The 22,309-nt window shown below is 59.7% G+C and carries 14 protein-coding genes; 4 read left to right on the top strand and 10 right to left on the bottom strand.

Translation table 11 applies throughout. The features are described 5' to 3' along the window. Nucleotides 1-114: 114 nt before the first annotated feature. Complete coding sequence (locus tag FHT85_RS17905; protein ID WP_112410973.1) at nucleotides 115-855, bottom strand: helix-turn-helix transcriptional regulator; 741 nt, start codon at nucleotides 853-855, stop codon at nucleotides 115-117. Between the two features lie 379 nt (nucleotides 856-1,234). On the opposite strand from FHT85_RS17905, the gene FHT85_RS17900 reads away from it, so the two are divergent. After that, the gene (locus FHT85_RS17900) at nucleotides 1,235-3,004 is read left to right on the top strand and encodes a glucan ABC transporter ATP-binding protein/ permease (protein WP_112398136.1); all 1,770 of its coding nucleotides are present in this window, start codon (nucleotides 1,235-1,237) and stop codon (nucleotides 3,002-3,004) included. 86 nt (nucleotides 3,005-3,090) lie between these two features. Here the strand turns inward: FHT85_RS17900 and FHT85_RS17895 are convergent, their stop codons facing one another. Beyond that, entirely contained in the window at nucleotides 3,091-3,414 is a 324-nt protein-coding gene (locus FHT85_RS17895) for a transposase (RefSeq protein WP_409527342.1), read from the bottom strand. 386 nt (nucleotides 3,415-3,800) lie between these two features. On the opposite strand from FHT85_RS17895, the gene FHT85_RS17890 reads away from it, so the two are divergent. Next, the gene (locus FHT85_RS17890) at nucleotides 3,801-5,123 is read left to right on the top strand and encodes a type II toxin-antitoxin system HipA family toxin (protein ID WP_112410946.1); all 1,323 of its coding nucleotides are present in this window, start codon (nucleotides 3,801-3,803) and stop codon (nucleotides 5,121-5,123) included. Nucleotides 5,124-5,140: 17 nt separating this feature from the next. Beyond that, entirely contained in the window at nucleotides 5,141-5,419 is a 279-nt protein-coding gene (locus tag FHT85_RS17885) for a helix-turn-helix transcriptional regulator (protein WP_112398140.1), read from the top strand. A 370-nt stretch (nucleotides 5,420-5,789) separates the two neighbouring features. Here FHT85_RS17885 and FHT85_RS17880 read toward each other — a convergent pair whose 3' ends face one another. Further along, entirely contained in the window at nucleotides 5,790-7,004 is a 1,215-nt protein-coding gene (locus tag FHT85_RS17880; protein ID WP_112410945.1) for an OpgC domain-containing protein, read from the bottom strand. Nucleotides 7,005-7,094: 90 nt separating this feature from the next. Beyond that, nucleotides 7,095-15,605, bottom strand: a complete 8,511-nt coding sequence (locus FHT85_RS17875) for a GH36-type glycosyl hydrolase domain-containing protein (RefSeq protein WP_112410944.1) — start codon at nucleotides 15,603-15,605, stop codon at nucleotides 7,095-7,097. A gap of 572 nt (nucleotides 15,606-16,177) precedes the next feature. Between FHT85_RS17875 and FHT85_RS17870 the strand changes: the two genes are divergently transcribed. Then, nucleotides 16,178-16,636, top strand: a complete 459-nt coding sequence (locus FHT85_RS17870; protein WP_162709652.1) for a hypothetical protein — start codon at nucleotides 16,178-16,180, stop codon at nucleotides 16,634-16,636. A gap of 81 nt (nucleotides 16,637-16,717) precedes the next feature. Here FHT85_RS17870 and FHT85_RS17865 read toward each other — a convergent pair whose 3' ends face one another. The 6 genes from FHT85_RS17865 to FHT85_RS17840 all read right to left on the bottom strand — a co-directional run bounded on the left by FHT85_RS17865 (nucleotide 16,718) and on the right by FHT85_RS17840 (nucleotide 22,296). Further along, nucleotides 16,718-16,906: a hypothetical protein gene (locus tag FHT85_RS17865; protein ID WP_112336151.1), complete on the bottom strand. Its 189-nt coding sequence runs from the start codon at nucleotides 16,904-16,906 to the stop codon at nucleotides 16,718-16,720. A gap of 161 nt (nucleotides 16,907-17,067) precedes the next feature. Then, nucleotides 17,068-17,817 (bottom strand): ABC transporter ATP-binding protein, encoded by a 750-nt coding sequence (locus tag FHT85_RS17860; protein WP_112410943.1) that lies wholly within the window; start codon nucleotides 17,815-17,817, stop codon nucleotides 17,068-17,070. Continuing rightward, nucleotides 17,814-18,647 (bottom strand): ABC transporter ATP-binding protein, encoded by an 834-nt coding sequence (locus FHT85_RS17855; protein ID WP_112336149.1) that lies wholly within the window; start codon nucleotides 18,645-18,647, stop codon nucleotides 17,814-17,816. The genes FHT85_RS17860 and FHT85_RS17855 overlap by 4 nt, the downstream gene beginning before the upstream one ends. Further along, the gene (locus tag FHT85_RS17850; RefSeq protein WP_112336148.1) at nucleotides 18,644-19,570 is read right to left on the bottom strand and encodes an ABC transporter permease; all 927 of its coding nucleotides are present in this window, start codon (nucleotides 19,568-19,570) and stop codon (nucleotides 18,644-18,646) included. The genes FHT85_RS17855 and FHT85_RS17850 overlap by 4 nt, the downstream gene beginning before the upstream one ends. Then, nucleotides 19,567-20,634: an ABC transporter permease gene (locus FHT85_RS17845; RefSeq protein ID WP_112410942.1), complete on the bottom strand. Its 1,068-nt coding sequence runs from the start codon at nucleotides 20,632-20,634 to the stop codon at nucleotides 19,567-19,569. Before FHT85_RS17845 ends, FHT85_RS17850 begins: the two co-directional genes overlap by 4 nt. Before the next feature lie 21 nt (nucleotides 20,635-20,655). After that, nucleotides 20,656-22,296 carry an ABC transporter substrate-binding protein gene (locus FHT85_RS17840; protein WP_112410941.1) on the bottom strand — a complete coding sequence of 547 codons (1,641 nt, stop codon included), beginning with the start codon at nucleotides 22,294-22,296 and terminating at the stop codon, nucleotides 20,656-20,658. Nucleotides 22,297-22,309: the final 13 nt, after the last annotated feature.

Genomic DNA, 22,309 nt, shown 5'->3' with positions numbered 1-22,309 from the left:
CTGTCTCCTCACGGCATCGAAACGGGCAATGCTGCACCCGCGAAGAGAATTCTTAACTTCTTGTCACAGGAAGTTCAATTTCTCCTGCGACATCCGGCATCAAAATAGTTGCCTTTATGGAATAAGTCCGTTTCTGAAGGCGATTGCCACGATATGCTGCCGATTTCTGGCCTTCAGCTTGTCCTGGATACTGTTCATGTACCAGTCGACGGTATGATTGGAAATCTTCAGCAGCCGGCTGATCTCGATCGAGGTCATGCCGTCGGCCAGATGGCTGAGCACTTCCATCTCACGCTTGGTCAGTTTCAGCTCGGCCGCTCCCGCTCTCTCAAGGTATTGGGCCTCGTCTCGAAACTCCAGAAGTCGCCAGAAGACCTTTTTGGCGACCGCATCGAAAACGGAAATCTCGGTTGGAGAGAGATCGACCGACTCGCCGCCGATCGTCATGCTTCCCAGCAGGCCGTTGCGACCATGGATCGGGAAGAGATAGCCGTCGGCAAGCCCGTTGGCGCGGGCGTCAGCCATCATCTGCTCCATGCGCCGCCGCAGCGGGTCCTTCTTCAGCGCCGCTACGGCATCGCTCCAGCGGAAAGGGCGTTGCGCCTGGGCCGCATAGCGCGCGACCGGATCGACGAGCATGTACCTCTTGCGGACATAAGTCAGCGGCCACTGATCGGGCCAGCGACCCGCCAGCATGAAATGCGCAACATCGACATTCGGCCGCGCCCGCTTCAAGACGCCATAGAAATCGAACTTATAGGAGCGAAGCGCGAGCTCGAGCTCGGCCACGACGTCCTCCGCGAGCTTGGATTCCTCGATCAGGACAAGCAATTGTATTAGCGAATGGATATTCACGGTTACCCCTTGGCCTCGCAGCCCGAATGATCGCCTGACGAGCTTGCCATCTTGCTCACCCGGTCCCATAGCCGAGCTTAATCGGCGGCAACATACTCAGGCCGACGCAAAATTGAACGCCTTTGGCGATTTTTTTGCCGTTCAACCCTGAATAGCCGTCCTTTGCGTGACTTAAAGGTAACGGTGAACGCGGCGGTGGATTCATTCCCAAACTGTCATATTTCTGCGGCGAACGATAGCACCACTTTCCGCGGCAACGCGTCTAACGCGAGAAATTCCCCTTAAAAAACAGCTTCAGATTCCGTTAATCGCCGGTTCAGGTACCGATCTGTAGTGTCACAGCATTCCGAGTTTTGCTGATGCACAGAGGGTGCCTGACGTGTCACTGTTCAAAGTCTATGCAAGAGCCCTGAAGTATCTTGGCGCGTATCGATACCGCGTATGGATGGTCGTGATCGCAAACATCGCGCTTGCGATGACCACCATCTACGAACCGGTTCTGTTCGGCCGCATCTTTGACGCCATTGCCAAGAAGGAAGCCGTCACGCCGACCATGATGCTGTGGGCGGGCTTCGCCGTCTTCAGTGCTGTCGCCTTCATCGTGGTGTCCCGCGAGGCCGATCGCCTTGCCCATGGCCGCCGCGCCTCCCTGCTCACCGAAGCATTCGGCCGCATCATCTCGATGCCGCTTTCCTGGCATAGCCAGCGCGGCACGGCGAGCGCGCTGAACACGCTGCTGCGCGCCTGCGAAGCGCTGTTCGGCCTGTGGCTCGAATTCATGCGCAACCACCTCACGACCGCCGTCGCGCTCGTCATCATGATCCCGACGGCCATGGCCATGGACTTGCGCCTGTCCGCAGTCCTCGTCCTGCTCGGCGTCTTCTACTGGTTCATAGGCCGTCTGGTCATGAGCCGCACGAAGGATGGCCAGACCTCGGTCGAAAGCCACTACAATACCGTCTTCTCGCATGTGAGCGACTCGATCAGCAACGTGTCGGTGCTGCATAGTTACAACCGCATCGAAGCTGAAACGAAGGCGCTGAAGTCGTTCACCGAACGCCTCCTGCAAGCTCAGTATCCGGTCCTCGACTGGTGGGCACTTGCCGGCGCATTGAACCGCACGGCCTCGACCGTTGCCATGATGGCGATCCTGATGATCGGTACCGTCCTCGTACAGGATGGCAGCCTGAGCCTCGGCGCGCTCATCACCTTCATCGCCTTTGCCAACGTGCTGATCGGCCGCCTGGAGCAGCTGCGCAACTTCGCCAACCAGATTTTCGAAGCCCGTGCCAAGCTCGAAGACTTCTACACGCTGGAAGATTCGGTTCGCGACCGCGAAGAGCCGGCCGGCCTTGCCGAAATCAAGGACGTCAAGGGCGAAGTGGAATTCCGCGATGTCTCCTTCGGCTTCGCCAACTCGTCGCAGGGCCTGCACGACATCTCCTTCAAGGTGAAGGCTGGCCAGACCGTCGCCATCGTCGGCCCGACCGGCGCCGGCAAGACGACGCTCGTCAACCTGCTGCAGCGTGTCTTCGATCCGCAGAGCGGCCAGATCCTCGTCGACGGTCACGACATCACCAAGGTGACCCGCAAGTCGCTCCGCCGCTTCATCGCCACCGTGTTCCAGGATGCAGGCCTGCTGAACCGCTCGATCAGCGACAACATCCGTCTCGGCCGCGAAGGTGCGACGCAGGAGGAAATGATCCGCGCAGCCCAGGCCGCCGCCGCCAACGATTTTATCGAAACCCGCGAAAGCGGCTACGATACCCGCGTCGGCGAGCGTGGCAACAAGCTCTCGGGTGGTGAACGTCAGCGTATAGCGATCGCCCGCGCCATCCTCAAGGATGCGCCGATCCTCGTGCTCGATGAAGCGACAAGTGCGCTCGACGTCGAAACCGAAAACCGGGTCAAGACGGCGATCGACAACCTGCGCCAGAACCGCACGACCTTCATCATTGCGCACCGCCTGTCGACGGTTCGCGAGGCCGACATGGTCCTCTTCCTGGACAACGGCCGCATCATCGAAAATGGCAGCTTCAACGAGCTCAGCCAGAGCAATGGTCGCTTTGCCGCTCTGCTGCGTGCCAGCGGCATCCTGACGGACGAGGAAGTCCGCAAGGCACACACGACGGAAACCGAAGCCGCCTGATCTTCGCAAGGGCCTCAAGATCGAAGCCGGGAGAGCGATGCTCTTCCGGCTTTTTGCTGCCTAGAGCGCGCCGATTTTGCTTGGGGTCATATCCGCACGCCGTGAAGTAGTTGGCGCATTCTTGGAGTTTGAAAAGCGCGACGATCTCGCCGATTGCGTCCCACAGAGCTTCGACTGTGCGCTTTGCTCTTGCTCGGAGGAGCGCTAAGCTTGGTGAAGGCCTTTTCGATGGGCTTAAAGTCCGGGCTATTGGGTGGGGTGGTAGAGTAGCTGGCGACCGGCACTTCAATAGCCTGCCGCACGCCTTCGGCTTTGTGCGTAGGCAGGTTGCCCATCACGATAGTGTCGCCGGGTCTCAGTGTTGGCATAAGAACCTGTTCGACACAGGCTCGGAACGCTGTGCCGCTCATTGCGCTGTCGAGCACCATAGGTGACGATCCGGTCGAACGGGTTTCGCCATCGTCCTCTTCATCTAGCATTTTCCCTTCGACAACTGCGCGCCATGCGGTCTTGATCTCTCCCACATCCAGCGCGGCAAGGACCCGATCTTGATACCCTTCGGCATCAGGCCACGACGAACCCAGTCACCAAACGTTCTTGGTGAAACGCAAGGCATGGCCGCAGCTTCCGCCCGGCTCACGGCAACTTTGGAATGTTGTCGGTAGGAACACTGGCGCGCGATAAACGTCGGCCGCCTTTTGGTAGTTGGCAATTCTGACAAAAATTATTCAACCCACTTTAATGGGTTGAATAAATAAAAAAGATGCGTTAATTGATCCATTGAAAGGGTCATTAAATGCGCCTGACGCTCCAAACCCATTTTAATCGTGAGTGGCATTATGCTGCGACTCTAGAGCTAAAGGACGACGACGCCGGCTTTCAGGGCGCGTCCATCGTCGATTACGATCTTGACTACTTTGTTACAATGGCATCGGCGGAATTTGCAGCCGGAAAGACAGTTCATGATCATCGCGCCTTGTCGGTCCGTTATCCCGTAGATCTCGAAAATCGATATAGTCGTAGCTGGCCGCCCTTCCTCTTGGATCTTATGCCCCAGGGACATGCAAGGCGAAAGCTTGCCGAACACCTCGGGCTCGCGGAAGGCTCGCGCGCTTCCGATCTCCAGCTGCTTCTGCGATCAGCTACAGGTGGCATTGGCAACATCCGCATCAAGGAAGCGGCTGAAGCCGAAACGGAAAGATTGCGAGGTGTTGAGCGTCAAGGCGTTACAGAAGCAGAGATTCTTGAGCGCTCAGATCGTTTCATGGAAGTCGCTGATCGTTTTGGAATGCTCGCCTCTGGCTCAAGCGGCCTGCAAGGCGAATGGCCGAAGGTCTCGATGACCAAGGCGAAAGATGGGCTCTATTATCCTGATAGTTTCGTAACCGATGATGAGGCCGTGCGCCATGTCATCGTCAAGCTGGTACGCAGCAACGAGCCCGTGGACCGCCTAATTCTCGAAGGCGAAGCCCTCTATTCGCGGATCGCCCAAGGGATCGGTCTGAACGTCAGCGAACCCTCGACTTACGCCGAAGGCGTCTTGATCATTCCCCGTTTCGATCGGAGGAAAATGGAAGGCGGGGGAACGAGCCGACTGGGACAGGAAAGCCTGGTTTCAGCGGTTGGAGTCGCCGATTTCGGCCATGTCGGCACGCATGAGGCCTATATCGAAGTTCTGCGTCAATATTCAGCCGATCCCTTCACGGACATAGTCGAATACCTGAAGCGCGACATCGCTAACCTAGCGCTCGGCAATCCCGACAATCACGGCCGGAATTCAGCACTCAGCAAGCATCAGGACGGCACGATCCGCCTGTCTCCACTCTTTGACTTCGCTCCTATGCGGCTCGCCAAGGAGGGGATTGTCCGTTCCACCCGATGGGCCATGATGCGCGACGGTGGTCGCGACCATCTTCCGGATTGGAAACGCATTTGCACTGAACTGATGCCCGTTCCTGCCGAGCAGGAACTTCTAAAGGCTTCGATCAGTGCATTTGCACAACATCTACAGCGCGCACCAGAGCTGGCGAAGCGCATGGGGGCATCTCCAGAAGTGTTAGAGCGTGCAATGGGGCGCTGTAAGGAAATCGCGGATAGCGTTATGGCGGCATGCCAGTGATGCCAGAGGAATGTTAAATGGCTCGATGGAAGAAGCCTACGAAGGAAGAAATTCTTGAAAACAGACGAAGGCTGGCGGAGCGTGCTCGACACGGGGACCTTAGGTTGCCGGATGCTGTGATGGAGATACGAAAAGGGTTCGGAATGACCCAAGAGGAATTCGCCAAAACCCTGTCACTTACAAGGCGCCAAGTTGCCGAGATTGAATCAGGTATGGCAAACCCCACGCTTGAAACCTTAGAAAAGATTGGTCGGTTGTTTGGGTTCGGAATTGGCTTTGTCCCTAAAATCAGTTGAATCGCTGCCTAAACCAGAAATTTCCGGTGCTCGTCCCGCCTGTGCGATAACCCCTTTTCAATGGGAGAGAGCTAGGGCAAGGGGCTTTGCCTGCAACAAACCCAACTCCGGAAAACACAGCCATCAAACACGAAGAAAGGCCCGGCGGGAAAACCGGGTCTTTCCGTTTTCTGATCGGAGGTCAATACGGACGAATGCCGACTGGAGTTAGGGCCGGCCCCGTTCGGTATCGGATCAGAACTTGCACCCGAAGCTTAAGCAGGCCCATCCAATTGTCAGTGCCGATCCAGTTAATCGAGCCGCCGCTCCCTCGGCGACTGCGGAAAGATCGATAGACCGACCCGCGCAGGCACGCGGCGCGGCTGAGCCCTCAGTGACGCTTCACGAAATGAGCAGGCATGGCGACCGGCCTCGCCGGTGCTTTCGCCGTGCTCTGGCCAGCAAGCTGAAGCCTCTTATGCTCGAGATGGTAGGCATAGAGGAATTGTGCGGTGATGCCGAAGACGACATAGATGGCACCGACGACGGGGCTCTTGTTGGTCACGTAGAGAAGAACCTGGCCGGCCATGGCGAGGATGGTGCCCGCAACGAAGATGTTCAGCGAATGCCGCCCGAGGATCGTCAGCGGGTGGTTCGTCGAACGGCGCAGGAACGCCGAAATGGCGGGGATACTGACGATCAGATAGGCGAGCGCCAGAACATGCAGCAGCCGCGGCAGCGACAGGAAGGTCTTGTCGAAGCCGGTGACGACGGTCGGCAGGCCGAGCATGGCGAGGTAGTCGCCGAGTATCCATAGCTTGTCGGTCACCCAGATGAAGGACACGAGCACATAGGCACAGGCGAGCGCGATCAGAACCGGATGGGCGGGGATTTTCCCGCCGCGCTTGACATGCATGCTGGCAATGAAGCCGATAACGAAAAGCAGCTGCCAGGATAGCGGATTGAGGAACCAGAAACCATCAAGTAGCGTCGTGTGCGGCGCGATGTAATAGATGCCGGATACCAGCCAGACGCCGACCGAAATAGCGAGCAGAAGCAGGGGGCTCCTCGCCTCCAGCAGCATGATCAGCGGCAACATGAGGAACAGGGCGCCGTACATCGGAAGAATATTGTTGTAGCCGATCTGATGTCCGAGCGTCAGTAGCGCGGGAATGCCGCGCGCCGGATCCATCAGCAGAGCCAGGATATTCACTTCGCAAAGCAGGCCCTTCTGGTGGAAAATCCACGCGCCGGAGATGAAGAGCACCAGCGTCACGAAGGTCGTGATCATATGCGCCGTATAAAGCGTGAAGGCCCGCTTGATCGCCTTCCATGCCATCTTCAGCCGATTACCCGGAAGAAATCTCGTTCCATAGGCAAGGCCGACCGACATGCCGGAAATCAGCACAAAGGCTTCGGCGCCATCGGAGAAGCCGAAATTCTTGGAGGTCAAATCCTCGAAGATCTGCCCCGGCACATGGTTGATGAAGATCATGATCAGAGCCAGGGCTCTGAGAACATCCAGTCGGGTATCCCTCTGCGAGACCGGCTTCGGCACGCTCACCCGTTGCGCCGGTGCCAGGCTCATCTGCGCCCTCGAATTCATCAAACTCTCCTGTTCCGACACTCAAATGCAATCGGGGCCAAAGAGTTCCCCCTTTGGCCCCGATCGTCGAAGCGAAGCAGTGCAGAAACGCTACTGTCCGATCGGAAAGCCCTCTTCGGGATGGGCGACCGCCCTGTCATTGATAGTGACCGAGTATCCCGTCGCATCGGGCGCTTTTGAGACGGAAATACGGTAATTTCCGCTCGGCAGTTCGATATCTGCCGCAAAACCATCCCAGTTCGAAGGCAATGCCGGCTTGACGAAAAGTCGTCCGTTTTTCACCCGGATGCCGAGAATGCCTTCGACAGCGACGCGATAGAGCCAGCCGGCGGATCCCGTATACCAGGTCCAGCCGCCACGGCCCGTCAACTGTCCTTCGCCGTAGATATCAGCAGCGACCACATAGGGCTCTACACGATAGGTATCGGCCTGATCACGATCGCGTGCATGGTTGATCGGGTTTAGCATGTCGAAGCAATGCCAGGCATCGTCGCCGCGATTCATTTCTGCCAGCGCCATGACCACCCAGGTGGCCGCGTGAGTGTACTGGCCGCCATTTTCGCGCACACCGGGCGGATAGGACTTGATGTAGCCCGGATCGCGCGCCGACTTGGCGAAGGGCGGCGTGAACAGCCGGATGATACGGTTTTCATCGTCCACCAGCTTGTCGAGCACAGCATTCATCGCCTTCTCGCCGCGCGCCCTGTCGCCTTCGCCGGAGAGAATGTTCCAGGACTGCGCGATCGAATCGATCTGGCACTCGAAATTCTCGCTAGAGCCGAGCGGGCTGCCATCGTCGAAATAGCCGCGGCGATAATGACCGCCGTCCCAGCCCGCCGATTCCAACGCCTTGCGCAGTTCCGGCAGATGGTCGGACCAGCGCTTGACGCGATCCTTGTCGCCGCGTGCTTCGGCATAGGGCAGGAATGCGGTTAGCATGCCGGCAAGGAACCAGCCAAGCCAGACGCTTTCGCCGCGACCCTGGATGCCGACGCGGTTCATGCCGTCGTTCCAGTCGCCGCCGAGGATCAGCGGCAGGCCATTACCGCCCTTGCGCTTGATCGCGAGATCGAGAGCCAGAGCCGCATGCTCGTAGACGCTGACTTTGTCCTGCGACACGGTCGGCTGGTAGAAGACGTCATGCGTGCCGGGCATCAGCGCCGCACCTTCGACGAAGGCAAGTTCCTCATCGAGGAGCGACTTGTCGCCCGTTACCGTGCAGTACTGGTCGATGGCATAGGCAAGCCAGACGACGTCGTCCGAGATATGCGTACGCACACCGGCGCCGCTGCCCGGCAGCCACCAATGCTGCACGTCGCCTTCGCGGAACTGACGCTGGGCCGCATTGAGGATCTGGTTGCGGGCAAGCTCCGGCCTATGCACCAGGAATGCCAGCGTATCCTGCAGCTGGTCGCGGAAGCCGAAGGCACCCGACGACTGGTAGAAGGCGGTACGCGACATGATACGGCAGCCGAGACTCTGATAGGGCAGCCAGGCATTGATCATGTTGTTCATCGCCTTGTCCGGCGTCGAGATCTTCACATGGCCGGTGAAGCCGTCCCAGAACTCCCGACCTGCCGAAAGCACGGCCTCGAAATCGGCCTTGCGGATTTCCGAAACCAGCGCGCGGGCTTCCTCGACGGTCGCCGTATCGCCCATATAGAAGCAGATTTCCTTCTGCTCGCCGGGGGCGATGGTCACATCGAAGGCCAGAGCGCCGCAGGGATCGCCGTCGAGATCGGTCGAGTTCGAGAGCGCGGCAGCCGTCACGACGGCTTCCGGCATCTGGATCGTGCCATGGCGGCCGATGAACTCGCGGCGGCTTGCCGAGAAGCTCGAATGCGTCTCGCTCGCCGCCATGAAGGCGGTCCGCTTGAAGTAATCGATGCTGTAGGCGTTGTTGGCAAACAACGCACCCGTCTCCTCATCCAGTGTCGACAGGATGAAGGGCCTGGTCTTGTTCTGATTGGTGCCGAGCACCCATTCCGCATAATTGTAGATCCGCAGCCGCCGGCTGCCGGCGCCCTTGTTGCTGAGCCGCAGACGGAAGAGCTTGACCGGGCGCTCGCGATCGACGGTCTGCGTTAGCTCCAGCGCCACGCCATCGTCTTCGCTTGAGAAGACGGAGTAGCCGAGACCGTGACGCGCCTCGAAACGGACCTTCGCATTGCGCGACAGGCCGGCATAGGGCGTCATGACCTTACTGCTATCGAGGTCGGCGACGTAGAGCGCCTCGCCCGGACGGTTGATGACCATGTCGTTGGTCCAGGGCGTCAGCTGATAGTCGCGCGAATTGTGGCTCCAGGTGAAGCCGCCGCCTTCGGCGGGAACGTGGAAGCCGAAGCGCTCGTTCGAGATGACGTTGATCCACGGATGCGGCGTCGACTGACCGCCCGGCAGACGCACGACATATTCGCGACCGTCCTTGGCGAAGCCGCCGTAACCGTTCCAGAAATCGAGATCGTCCTGCGCCTCGATAGGCTCGGCCGCAAAAACGGAATCCTGTGGCGTGACCGGTACGGAGAGACGATTGACCGGCGTCGTTTCATCGGACTGGGTCGAGGCAAAAAGCGTCGCCGCGCGCGCGATCTGATCGACGAGCTTGCCGTTGCGGGCATGGAAGATCACCCGCGATGCGGCAAGGATCTCCTGGTAGGTCTCGTTTTCGATCTGGTCCTTGCGAACCGAGAAGATGTTCTGCCTGAGACCGTCGCCCTGGTTGTGACGGACGTGCTCGACGAGCTTGTCCAGCTCGCGCTGCATGTCCTGAGCCTGCTCGACAGCGCGCTCGTTGACGATCACCAGATCGGCGCTGATGCCGCGTGAACGCAGATATTCCGCCGCCATCAGCGCTTCCCGGGCGATTTCGAGGTCGATATCGTCGTTGATGCGCAGGGTGAAGATCGGGAAATCGCCCGAGATCGTCACCGGCCAGAGCGCGGACTGCGAATGCAGGCCGGCCTGCACGGTGGCGCCGTCGGCGCGCAGGTGCATGTCCGGATAGACCAGATAGCGGGCGAGCTTCTGGAAGGCGGCCGCCTGCTGCGAGGTAACGCCGACATGGCGCATCTGCATCTGCGTGCGGGTCCACGCCTGCGTCAGCTCGATGCCGAAGGTGTCGGGATTGCGGTAGCGCTCGACGGCCTTGTCGACTTCCTCGCGGTTCGGCGCGGCAATGGTCCAGAAGATGATGCTGACCTTCTTGCCGGCGGGAACGCGCACGACGCGACGCAGCGACAGGCAGGCATCCATGGTGAAGCCGTCCGTGCCGGAGAGCGTCGCGCCGGGATCGAAGGCCGCGGCTTCGGAAATCGTGCGGCCGCGGCCGAGGAATTTGCGTCGATCGGTTTCGAATTCGGTCGGACGCTCCGAGCCTGCATTGTCGACGACCAGATGGGCGACCGATATATCCTGCTCGTTGTAGTCGCGCTTGTTGCGCTCGGCGCGGATCACGTCGCCGCTGTTGCCGATCTCGGTGCGCACGAACATGCGCGTGAAGACCGGGTGACCGGAATCGACGTCGTCACTCGCAAGGGCCGGCTCCAGATAGGAGGTCACTTCGATGAAGCGGTCCTCCGTGCCCATGTTGAGCAGCGTCACACGGCGGCCTTCGGCATCATGCTCGGTGGCAACGATGCACTCCACATCACTGGTGAGATCGCCGACCGTCTTGTTGTATTCGACCTTTTCATCGCTGAAGGCGACCTTGGCCTTTTCCCCTTCGATGCTGCGCGGTTCCGCGGTCGCCGACCACCATTGGCCGGAGGCGGTATCGCGCAGGAAGATGAAGGTGCCCCAGCGGTCTTCCGTCGGATCGGCGCGCCAGCGCGAGACGCTCAGGCCGTTCCAGCGCGAATAGCCCGCGCCGGTCGCGGTCAGCATGACCGAATAATGACCGTTGGAAAGGAAGGCGAGCTCGCGATCCTGCGACGCCGGATCGGCGATCTTGCGGATTTCCGGACGCAGCATGTCTTCCTGGATATTGGCCGGCTGGTCGCTCTCATGCTTGGCGGCCATGACCGGAATATCGCGCGGCGCTTTTTCCTGCAGTAGCAGTTCGGCCGCTTCGATCACCGGATCGGCATGGAAGAGCTCGCGCAGGCGGCCGTTGAAGGCGACGTTGGCGATCGCGGCGATCGACATGCCGTGATGGTGTGCATAGTAGTTGTAGACCACCGCGCACTTCTTGCCTTCGGGAACGCGGGTCGGCGTGAAATCGACGGCATCATGGAAGCCGTAGATGCCGAGCGCGCCCACCTTGCGCAATTTCTGCAGGTTTTCGAGCGCCGCAGCCGGGCGATACTGGCTGGCGAGGATCGAGGCATAAGGCGCGATGACGGCGTTCTGGCCGAGGCCGCGCTTGAGGCCGAGCGAAGGCACGCCGAAATTGGTGTACTGGTAGTGCATATAGTGGTCGCGGGCGTTGAAGGCCGCTTCCGAAATACCCCAGGGGATATCGGAGCCAAGGCGCTTGGCGTAGTTCATCTGCTCCTGCACGACCAGATTATTCGTCTGGTTGAGGATACCGCCCTGGCGCTCCTGCATGACGAGCGGCGGCATCAGATATTCGAACATCGAGCCGGACCAGGAGACCAACGCACCACGCGAACCGACAGGCACGACCTGGCGGCCGAGGCGATACCAGTGCTCCGTCGGCAAATCGCCCTTGGCGATGGCGAAAAGGCTGGTGAGGCGTGCTTCGGAGGCCAGAAGGTCGTAGCAGGCGGCATCGAGCTCATTGGTTTCGACGCGGAAGCCGATGGAAAGCAGGCGCCGTTCCGGACGATAGAGGAAGGCGTATTCCATGCCGAAGGCGAGTTCGCGCATCTGGTCACGCAACTTCGCCAGACGCTGGCGCAGCGAATCCACATTGGCGAGATCGAAGATGCTGTCGGCGATATGGCCCTCGCAGACCTTGACCAGCGACTGCGACCAGGTGAGCACCTCGCCGCTCTGGGTCGACTTCACCTCATGGTCGAGGTTTGCCGCAAGCTTCTGGATGTCCTGCGCCAGAACCGACAGGTTGATGACGCGGATCGAGGCGAATTCATGCTCGCGCTTGACGGCAGCAAGCGCGTTCTGGAAGCCGCCGATGCGCTCTTCCAGGCGGCGACGCAGCGGGCGCACCGTCTTGCGGTCATCCGGAAGCTCGGCAAGGGTTTCGGCGAGAATGCCGGCGACGTCGCCGATACCGTCGAGATTGCCCTGCATATGCGCTGATGGCGCTTCCGCCCAGATGCGGCAAGCGGACGAGACAGCGATCAGATGGCCGGCGAAATTGCCGCTGTCGACAGCCGAGATGTAGCGCGCGCCCATCGGCTTCAGCGTGTCGGTATGATACCAGTTGCACAGGTGCCCGCGGAACTTTTCGAGCTTCGCCACGGTCGCCATGGTCTTTTCCATGCGATCGATGGTTTCCTCGAAGGAGGTCCAGCCGAAATGGCGCGCCGAGATGACCGACAGAAGGTAGACACCGATATTGGTCGGCGACGTCCGAGATGCCACGACGGCATTCGGCGTCTGCTGCACGTTATCAGGCGGCAGATGGTTTTGCTGTTCGACGACGAAAGTTTCGAAATAGCGCCAGGTGCGCCGCGCGATCTTGCGCAGTTCGAACGAAACGCTTTCCGGCACTTCCAGCCGATCTTCGGTCTCGGCCGACTGGCTGACATACCAGGCGATCGCCGGCGACAGGACCCAGAGCAGTGCAAAGGGAATGCCGACGAAGAAGGCGTTGTTGCCGGAAAGCGACGCGAAGGCAAGTGCCAGCAGCGCAAGCACTGGCGCATGCCACATGACGCGGTAATGGCCGAGGATCGTCGTCTGTGCCGCGGCCTGGGCGCTTGCTGCGGTTCGCCATTGCAGCATCAGCTTGCGGCTGACGAAGGCACGATAAAGCGAACGGCCGATGGCATCGGCCATGACGCAGGCGCCATCGGCGATGAAGACGATACGCAATGCGACCTGTGCATTGGCGGCGCGGATATCCGACCAGACCGTATAGAGATGGGCGCGGGCGACGATATCGCTGCTGCGCGGAATGATGCCGTTGATGAGCGACAGCGTCGGGGCGACGAACAGGCAGAAGATCAGCAGGATTTGCCAGATGAGCGCCGCCAGCGGCTCCATGAAGTACCAACCGAGCACGGAGGCGAAGAACCAGGCGATCGGCGTCAGCGAGCGACGCAGATTGTCCATCATCTTCCAGCGGCCGAGGCCGGTGACGCCGCGCTTGGGGTTGAAGAGATAGGGAAGCAGCTGCCAGTCACCACGCGCCCAGCGATGCTGGCGCGAGACCTCGACTTCGTAGCGGATCGGGAAATCTTCGACCAGCTCGCAGTCGGTGACGAGGGCGCAGCGCGCCATCGAGCCTTCGAGCAGATCGTGGCTGAGGACGGCGTTTTCGTCGATCTTGCCTTTTAGCGACGCTTCGAAGGCATCGACATGATAGAGGCCCTTGCCGGTGAAGGTGCCTTCTTCCACCAGATCCTGATAGACGTCGGAAACGGCGAAGACGTATGGGTCGAGACCGCGGTTGACCGAGAAGACGCGCTGGAAGACCGACGCATCCTTGCCGGTGGTCAAGGACGGAGTAACGCGCGGCTGCAGCACGCCGTAGCCGCGCACGACGCGCTTGCTCTCGGGATCAAAAACCGGACGATTGATCGGGTGATGCAGCTTTCCGACGAGCTTCGTCACCGTATCGCGCACCAGGCGCGTATCGGAATCGAGCGTCATGACATACTGAACGTCCTTCGGCACGATATTGGCGCCGGGCAGGAAAGTGGTATCGCGGTCGCCGCGCAGCAGCATGTTCAGCTCGTGCAGCTTGCCGCGCTTGCGCTCCCAGCCCATCCAGGCGCCTTCGGACGGATTGTAGAGGCGGCGGCGATGCAGCAGATAGAAGCGCTGGACACCATCCTCGTCATAGCGGGCAGCGAGATTGGCGACTTCGCGGCGGGCATAATCGAGGATTTCCAGATCGCGCTCGCTCTCTTCCTCCTGGCTGTCAGGCCAGTCGCTGAGCAGCGCGTAATAGACTTCGCCGCGCGGATTGGCGAGATAATGGACCTCGAGATTGCGCACGAGCTCGTCGACACTGTCGCGGTTGCCGATCAGCGTCGGCACGACGACCAGCGTACGGGCCTCTTGCGGAATGCCTTCCTTGAATTCGTAACCGACCAGACGCGCCGGCGTCAGATACATGGTGACGAAGAAATTGAAGAGGCCGGTGGCGCCTTCCGATGCCGGCAGCGAGAACATCAGCAGCAAGAGGATAGTCTCGGCCCACCCCATGCCGGCATGCAGCATGAAATAGCCGACGATACCGAGGGCCACGACGGTCAGGAACAGCACCGGCGCCGCGATCGACAGCCAATTGAGCTTGCGCCACTGACGCACGAAACTCACCGAAAGGGGCACACGATAGCCGATTGCCTTTTCCAGCTTCTGCGTCTGCTGGCCCATGATGAAGTCGCCGATATTCGGCTCACGTGCCTGCCCTTCGCCCGATGCCTTGGCGGCTTCGGTCATCGCCATGGCGATCTGGGCAATTTCCATTTCGGTCTTGTCGCAACGGCGCGCGAGCTTTTCGATACGGCGGCGATAGCTGTTGCGCGAGCCGGGATCGAGCTTGGCGTAGTCGGTCTCGTCCCAGAGCAGCTTGTCGACGGCGCTGACCTCTTCGACCCAGACGGACCAATCGGTATCGTCGATGAGACGCAGGCTCTTGATGATGTTGCCCATCGTCACATTGCCGGATGACAGGCGATTATGCTCGGCCATCATGACGCTTTCGGCGTCGGTGCCCGCCTCGGCAAGCCGCTTTTCAAGCCAGGTGACGGCGAGGCCCGACGTATGCGAGCCGTCGCGCAGACGGTAGAGGAACTGCGTGGCGAAGGTATTGTCCGAGGTATAGGGCTCAAGCGTCTTCAGGAACTCCGCGACCTTGGCGTCGTCGTTAAGACGGATCAGTTCGTCGACGGCGGCATTCGCCTTCTTGCGGGTGATACGGCTCTGCTCGACGCGGCTCGAAATGCGGCGAAGGTTTTCAACCAGGATATACCGCACCAGCGAGGGAACGGCCCAAAGCTCGCCGATTTTCAGCATCTCCACCGACTGGAAACCTTCCACGAGCGCCAGCAGGCCCTGATTGGATACGGTGCTATGCGTGTGGGCGACGTAGAGCCAGGCAAGCGCCATGGTGCGCGGCATAACCATGCCGTCGATGGTCAGCGTCTGCAGCTGGTCATAAAACTTCTTCGGAAAATCGCGGCGGACTTCCTGAATGGCCTCTTCGATGATGTAGTGGTTGTCGAGCAGCCATTCAGCCGCCGGCGTGATCGATTCCCCCGCATCGACATCGGCATTGGCCGAGCGATAGACGCGCAGGATCTCTTTCTCGTTTTCCTTGTGCCGGGCGAAGAAATCAAAGGGCGCAAAGCCTGGCAGCTTGGTTTTCGCGCCATTGCGGGCGAAGGCCGCGCCGCATTCCTTTATCTGCTCATTGGAAAAATAGGCGGCGCGGATCGCATCATTATGATCGATCTGCTTGGCATCAGAATCGCGCGGCGTAACGGTGGAGAGATTTTGAGATGTCATGGATTCGGGTTCTGGGTCCAAACAGAGTGAGTGGCATTGTCGCCTTTATCGTTTTTGCCCTGCCCGACGCAAGAATTCACGCATTTGGACCCTTTTGCTTCGCTTCCCGGCGGGCGAAGGGGGTGAATTCGAAGTGACGGCTTAGAACAAACTTATACAGGCGAAGATTTTCACGGGGCGTTCTTAAAGATTGCGGCGACTATTCGTCATCCTCCAAAAGGGTGTCCGTGAAACTGGATACGCGACCAAATGGTTCCGGCAGCGATCCGCAGAGGTCAACGACAATCGATCAAGGTCATGAGGCATTCTCCCTAGGCTGATTCATCCCGTTTCGGAAATTCAGCATGGTTCGGCATATTGAATCCTCCATATCCCGCAGAAGATGAACTTAAACTGAACCCCATAAAAAGATTCGCAAATTCCTGTCGGAGCGCATCGCTTTTCGAAGCTGCGCAGAACTGAGCCCATACCTGCCTGTTAATGGCAACCCCGCAGGGCCAAGACACATCCTCCCTGTCATGCCATCACAGCGATTCGCCTTCACTCCGGAAAGAGAGACAATACGCAATAGCATGGCGACCAGCCGAGCCGCCGAATGGCAACGCGCCAACCGCTTACGCGAACGTATGTTGGGGGAAGTTTACTGTTTTCACACGGCACATTCTATCGGCCGAGCAAATTTCTTTGCGCGGCAAAATGATGCCAGGAAAACGAAGTGGAATTTACCGGGGGTCGCCGAGAAATCGGCCAAACAAGCGGCAGTATTCCCTGCCGCTTCCAAAGGCACCACCTTAAACGACGATGCCGCAAACAATGGCCGCGACAAAGAGGAATGCAGCCGAAAACAGGACGACGTGAACAGCCGTTTGAATCTTTTGCCGCGTATTCGCAGCGCGCTTGGAACCATCGAACTGATTCACATGCGTATTCGAAATACCCAAATTCGCCATGTGTCGCCTCCGTTCGTTTCTTATATGTCTCTCAGGTCAAACCCGGGACGGATATTCATACATATCCTATCAATTAGGTAGAGATGAATTTCCGTCCAGAACGCGAGCCGAGAAAAATTAAACCATTTGAAGTCAAGGACCCGAAAGATCGGCAACGCCTAATCAGCAGAGAATGCGGCGGGCCCAAATCAAGCTACGCTCGATGGCGCTGGTATCGGCCGTCTGCTCTTCGGCAGATCCGGCCTGACGGCGGCTGTTTTCGTCGGAAAGAGAGGCGGACCGTGCACCTTCCTGTTTCGCCGGCACCGGCGGATGAAGATAGCCCATGGTCATGCCACCCATGAAAAACATGCCTGCCTCCACTTAACGTCTGACCCGTCGTCGGGATCACGAAAGTTAACTGCCATTAACGAGATCATGACAGAATTGCGGCAGGTGTCAATAGTCTATACGATTGGTCGTGTTTAACCGCCCCATTCGTTAATGCGGCGAAGGCGCAAGGTGCCGCCCGCTTAGCCGCGGACGAACCCCTTGCTGGCGATCATCAGATTGCGCGTGTAATCTTCCTTCACGTCACCCGCCGAAAGCTCCTTGGCGGTCAATCTCTCGACGACAGCGCCGTTGCGCATGACGGCCAGTCGCTCGCACATGTGGGTGACGACGCCGAGATCGTGGCTCACCATCACGAAAGTAAGATGGCGGTCCTTGCGCACCTGTTCGAGCAGGTTCAGAACTTCGGCCTGCACCGAAGCATCGAGCGCCGAGGTCGGCTCGTCGAGCAGCAGGATCGACGGTTCGACGATCAGTGCGCGGGCAATGGCGACGCGCTGGCGCTGCCCGCCGGAGAGCTGGTGCGGATAGCGGAAGCGAAAACCTGTTCCGAGGCCCACCTCATCCAACGCTCTCGCGATCCGGGTTTCGGCATCGCCGATCCCATGGATCGACAGAGGCTCCAGCAGCAGCCGGTCGATCGTCTGGCGCGGATGCAGGGAGCCGTAGGGATCCTGGAACACCATCTGCACCTGGCGATAGAAGGCCTTGCTGCGCCTGGCGCCCTTCAGCTGCTCGCCGCCAACCTGGATCTTGCCGTCCGTGATGGGCGCAAGACCGGCAACGGCGCGCAGCAACGTCGACTTTCCGGAACCGGACTCGCCGACCAGGCCGAAGGATTCGCCCTTGTTGACCTCGACGCCGACGGCATCGAGCGCATAATAACCGTCATAGACGACACTGAGGCCATCAACTACGAGTGCTGTCGTCATGCCGCCCACTCCGGCTTGCGGTCGAGCACCGGCAGCGGATGCCGGTTTTCGCCGATGACGGGCATGCAGTTCAGCAGGCCGCGCGTATAGGGATGCTGGGCATTGTTCAATTCGGAAGCCTTAAGTTCTTCCACGACCTTACCTGCATACATGACGATCACCCGGTCGCAGAAAGACGACACCAGCCGCAGGTCGTGCGAGACGAAAATCAGCCCCATGCCACGCTCGGAGACGAGCTTGTCCATGATCCTGAGGACATCAAGCTGGACGGTGACGTCGAGCGCCGAAGTCGGCTCATCGGCAATCAAAAGCTCCGGTCCGGCGATCAGCATCATGGCGATCATGACGCGCTGGCCCATGCCGCCCGAAACCTCGTGCGGGTGCAGGTCGTAGACACGACCCGGATCGCGGATCTGCACGGCTTCCAGCATGGCCATGGCGCGGTCCCGCGCCTCGGCCTTGCTCACCTTCTCATGCGTACGCAGGGTCTCAGTGATCTGTCGGCCGATGGTCATGACCGGGTCGAGCGAATATTTCGGGTCCTGAAGCACCATGGCGATGCGCTTGCCGCGCAGCGAGCGGCGTTCCCTGGCCGAAATCGATAGGAGGTCGATGCCGCTGAAATTGAGCCTGTCGGCGGTGACGAGGCCATGCGGCGGCGTCAGCCCCATGATGGCGCGGCCGGTCTGCGATTTGCCGGAGCCGCTCTCGCCGACGATGCCAAGACGCTCGCGGCCGAGCGTGAAGGACACGCCGCGCACGGCATCGATGACGCCAGTACGGGTCGGATAGCGAACTTTGAGGTTCTCCACGGTCAAAAGTGTCGTCATTGCCCGCTCTCCTTCGGATCGAGCGCATCGCGCAGGCCGTCGCCGAGCAGATTGAAGCCGAGGCTGACGATGAGGATCGCAATGCCCGGCATGGCCGCCACCCACCATTGATCGAGATAGTATTTGAAGCCACTTGCAATCATCACCCCCCATTCGGGCAGCGGCGGCTGCGCGCCGAGCCCGAGGAAACCGAGACCGGCGGCCGTTAGGATGACGCCGGCCATGTCGAGCGTGACGCGGACGATCACCGAGGAAATGCAGAGCGGCATGACATGGCGGAAGATGATGCGCAGCGGCGAGGCACCCATAAGCTGCACGGCGGCGATATAGTCCGAACGCCGCACCGTCATCGTCTCGGCCCGCGCCAGGCGCGCATAGGGTGGCCATGAGGTGATGGCGATCGCAATGACCGCATTCTCGATGCCCGCGCCGAGCGCGCCGGCGAAGGCAAGCGCCAGCACCAGCTTCGGAAAGGCAAGGAAGATATCGGTGATGCGCATCAGGATTACATCGACCCAGCCGCCGAGATAGCCCGACACCATGCCGATAATGAGCCCGATCGGCGCCGAGATGATCGCGACCAGAACGACGATATAAAGCGTCCAGCGCGACCCGTAGATGAGGCGCGAAAGGATATCGCGCCCGAGATCGTCGGTGCCGAGAAGATAGCCCGGCGTGCCGGGGGGCTTCAGATAGGCATTGGTCAGGTCGCCGATCACGGGCGAATGCGGTGCGATGACATCGGCAAGTGCTGCCACCAGCACGAGGGCGATAATGATGAGGAGCCCGATCACGGCCAGGCGATTGGCGGAAAACTGCCGCCACGTGACATAGGCGCGCCCTAGCCTCGCCTGCCGGCGCGACTGTGGCCGATCGGAGAGCAGCCAGTCCCTCAAGGTGGGTTGGGTGGTCTCGACAGTCATTTGCGTCGGGTCCTTGGGTCGAGCGTCCGATACAGAAGATCGGAAATCAGATTGATGCCGATGAACACCGTGCCGACGACGATCGTGCCGCCGAGAACGGCATTCATGTCGGCATTGCGCAGCGAGCTGGTGATGTAGAAGCCGATGCCCGGCCAGGAGAAGACGATCTCCGTCAGCACGGATCCCTCGAGTAGCCCGGCATAGGAGAGCGCGATTACCGTGATCAGCGGCACGGCGGCGCTGCGCAGGGCATGCCCCCAGATTACCCGCGTTTCAGAAAGCCCCTTGGCGCGGGCCGCCACGATATATTCCTGGCCCAGTTCGTTCAGCATGAAGCTGCGGGTCATGCGGCTGATATAGGCAAGCGAGAAATAGCCGAGCAGCGACGCCGGCAGGATGATGTGCCGGAAGACGTCCCAGAAGACATCCCATTGCCCCTGCAGAGCGCTGTCGAGCAGGAAAAAGCCTGTAATCGGCGTGAAACTATATTCGAAGGCGATGTCGATGCGGCCGGGATAGGCCACCCAGTTCAGCTTCGCATAGAAGATGACGAGCGAAACCATAGCCAGCCAGAAGACTGGCACGGAATAGCCGACGAGGCCGATCACGCGGACGATCTGGTCGATGAAGCTGTTGCGGCGCACCGCGGCAAGTACGCCGAAGGGAACCCCGAACAAGGCCCCGATGATCGTGCCGACCGTCGCAAGCTCCATCGTCGCCGGAAAGACGCGCCTGATGTCATCCATGACCGGATTGGTTGTCAGAACCGACGTACCGAAATCGCCGCTGAGCGCGCTCACGAGGTAATAATAGAACTGCAGATAAAGCGGCTGGTCGAGATGCATCTCGCGCCGCAGGCGCTCCAGTATCTGCTGCGGCGCATGATCGCCGGCGATCGCCAGCGCCGGATCGATCGGTATGACGCGTCCGATGAAGAAGGTGACGGCCAGAAGACCAAGATAGGTGGTGACGGCCACGACGAGGAATCGTAGTAGCCCCATGAAAAAGGGAGCGGCACGGCCCTTCTTGGGCCGCACCTGCATTTTCCGTTCGACAGTGCTCAAAGACCTAGTCCTGCCGGATCATCACTTGGAGATCGGCCAGACGAAGTTGTTGTCGAAGCTCGGACCAAGCTTGAAGTCCTTCACGTCCTTGCGATAGCCGGCGACTTCCGTCTGCTGATAGAGGATGATGAAGGGGCTTGCTTCCAGGAATTTCTTCTGGATGTCCTGATACATGGCGCCACGCTTGGCCGCATCGCCTTCGAAGAGCGCAGCCTTGGCGAGCTTCTCCAGTTCGGGAGTGGTCCAGGTGTTGCGCCAGACCAGCGTCTTGTTGCTGCTGGTATCGGAATTGTCGTCGTTGGTGGTGAAGGTATCGGCGTTGGAATGGGGGTCCCAATAATCCGGGCCCCAGTTGCCGAAGTAGATATCGTGGTTGCGGGCACGATACTTCGTCAGCTTCTGCTTGCCGTCACCAGGGATGATCTCCACCTTGATGCCAGCCTGGCCGAGCGTCTGCTGGATCGCGGTCGCGATGCCCGTATCCGGCTCGATGCTGCGCACGTCCATGGTGATCGAGAAGCCGTTGGGCAGGCCTGCCTTGGCCAGCAATTCCTTGGCCTTGGCGACGTCGAGCTTGAACGGATTCTCATCCAGAGAGCCAAGCATGCCCTTCGGTTCGAAAGTCTGATGGATCTCGCCGATACCCTTGATCAGCGTCTTGCCGATGGCGTCGTAATCGACCAGATACTTGAACGCCTGCTGTACTTCCGGCTTGGCCAGATTGGCGTTCTTCTGGTTGAGGCTCATATAGTAGATGGTGCCCTTCGGCGCGCTGGTCGAAGCGAGCTGCGCGTTCTTCTCGACAGCCTGGAGGTCGGTCGGAGACAGGTTACGCGCGATATCGATATCGCCGTTTTCAAGCGCCAGGCGCTGTGCCGAGCTTTCCTTCATGAAACGATAGATAACGCGGTTCAGCTTCGCCTTTTCGCCGTAGTAATTGTCATTGCGCTCCAATACGACGGCCTCGTTGGCGCGCCATTCACGCAGCTTGAACGGACCGGAACCGGCAAAGCCGGTCTTCAGCCAGCTGTTGCCGAAGTCGTTGTCATATTTGTAATCGGCAGTCGGCGTTGCCGGCTTTACATGCTGCAGGACCAGCTTCTTGTCGACCACTTCGGCAACGGTTGCCGTCAGGCAGTTCAGTACGAAGCTCGGCGCATAGGGCTTGTCGACGGTAAAGGTGAAGGTGTTCGCATCGGTTGCCTTGGCCTTCTCCGTCACGTTGTCGCCCGTGATGCCGAACTGCGTGAGAATGAAGGCCGGGCTCTTGTTAAGCTTGACGACACGCTCGAAGGACCATGCAACGTCTTCAGCCGTGATCGGATTGCCGGACGCGAACTTCAGGCCGGGCCTCAACTTGAACGTATAGGTCAGATGATCGTCGGAAACCGACCAGCTCTCGGCGAGGTCACCCTTGATCTTGGACGTGTCGTTGATGTCGAGACGGACCAGCAGGCTATAGGTGTTGCCGGTGATTTCCGCAGCCGACAGTTCATAGGCTTCGGCCGGATCCATGCTCAGAATATCATCGAAGGCAAAGCCCTCGACCAGCGTGTCCTTGGGCGTCGCGGCATAAGCGTTCGGCGCCGCCATCAGCAGAAGCGAGAGAGCCACGCCGGCAGACAGTGCGCGCAAACCGCGGTTCATCTTGGTCATCATCATTGTTTTCATTCCC

Origin of the sequence: Rhizobium sp. BK312, assembly GCF_014193605.1 — a bacterium.
Classification (GTDB): domain Bacteria; phylum Pseudomonadota; class Alphaproteobacteria; order Rhizobiales; family Rhizobiaceae; genus Rhizobium.
The sequence above is the reverse complement of the archived record's forward strand: the minus strand, read 5'-3'. Positions and strand labels throughout refer to the sequence as shown.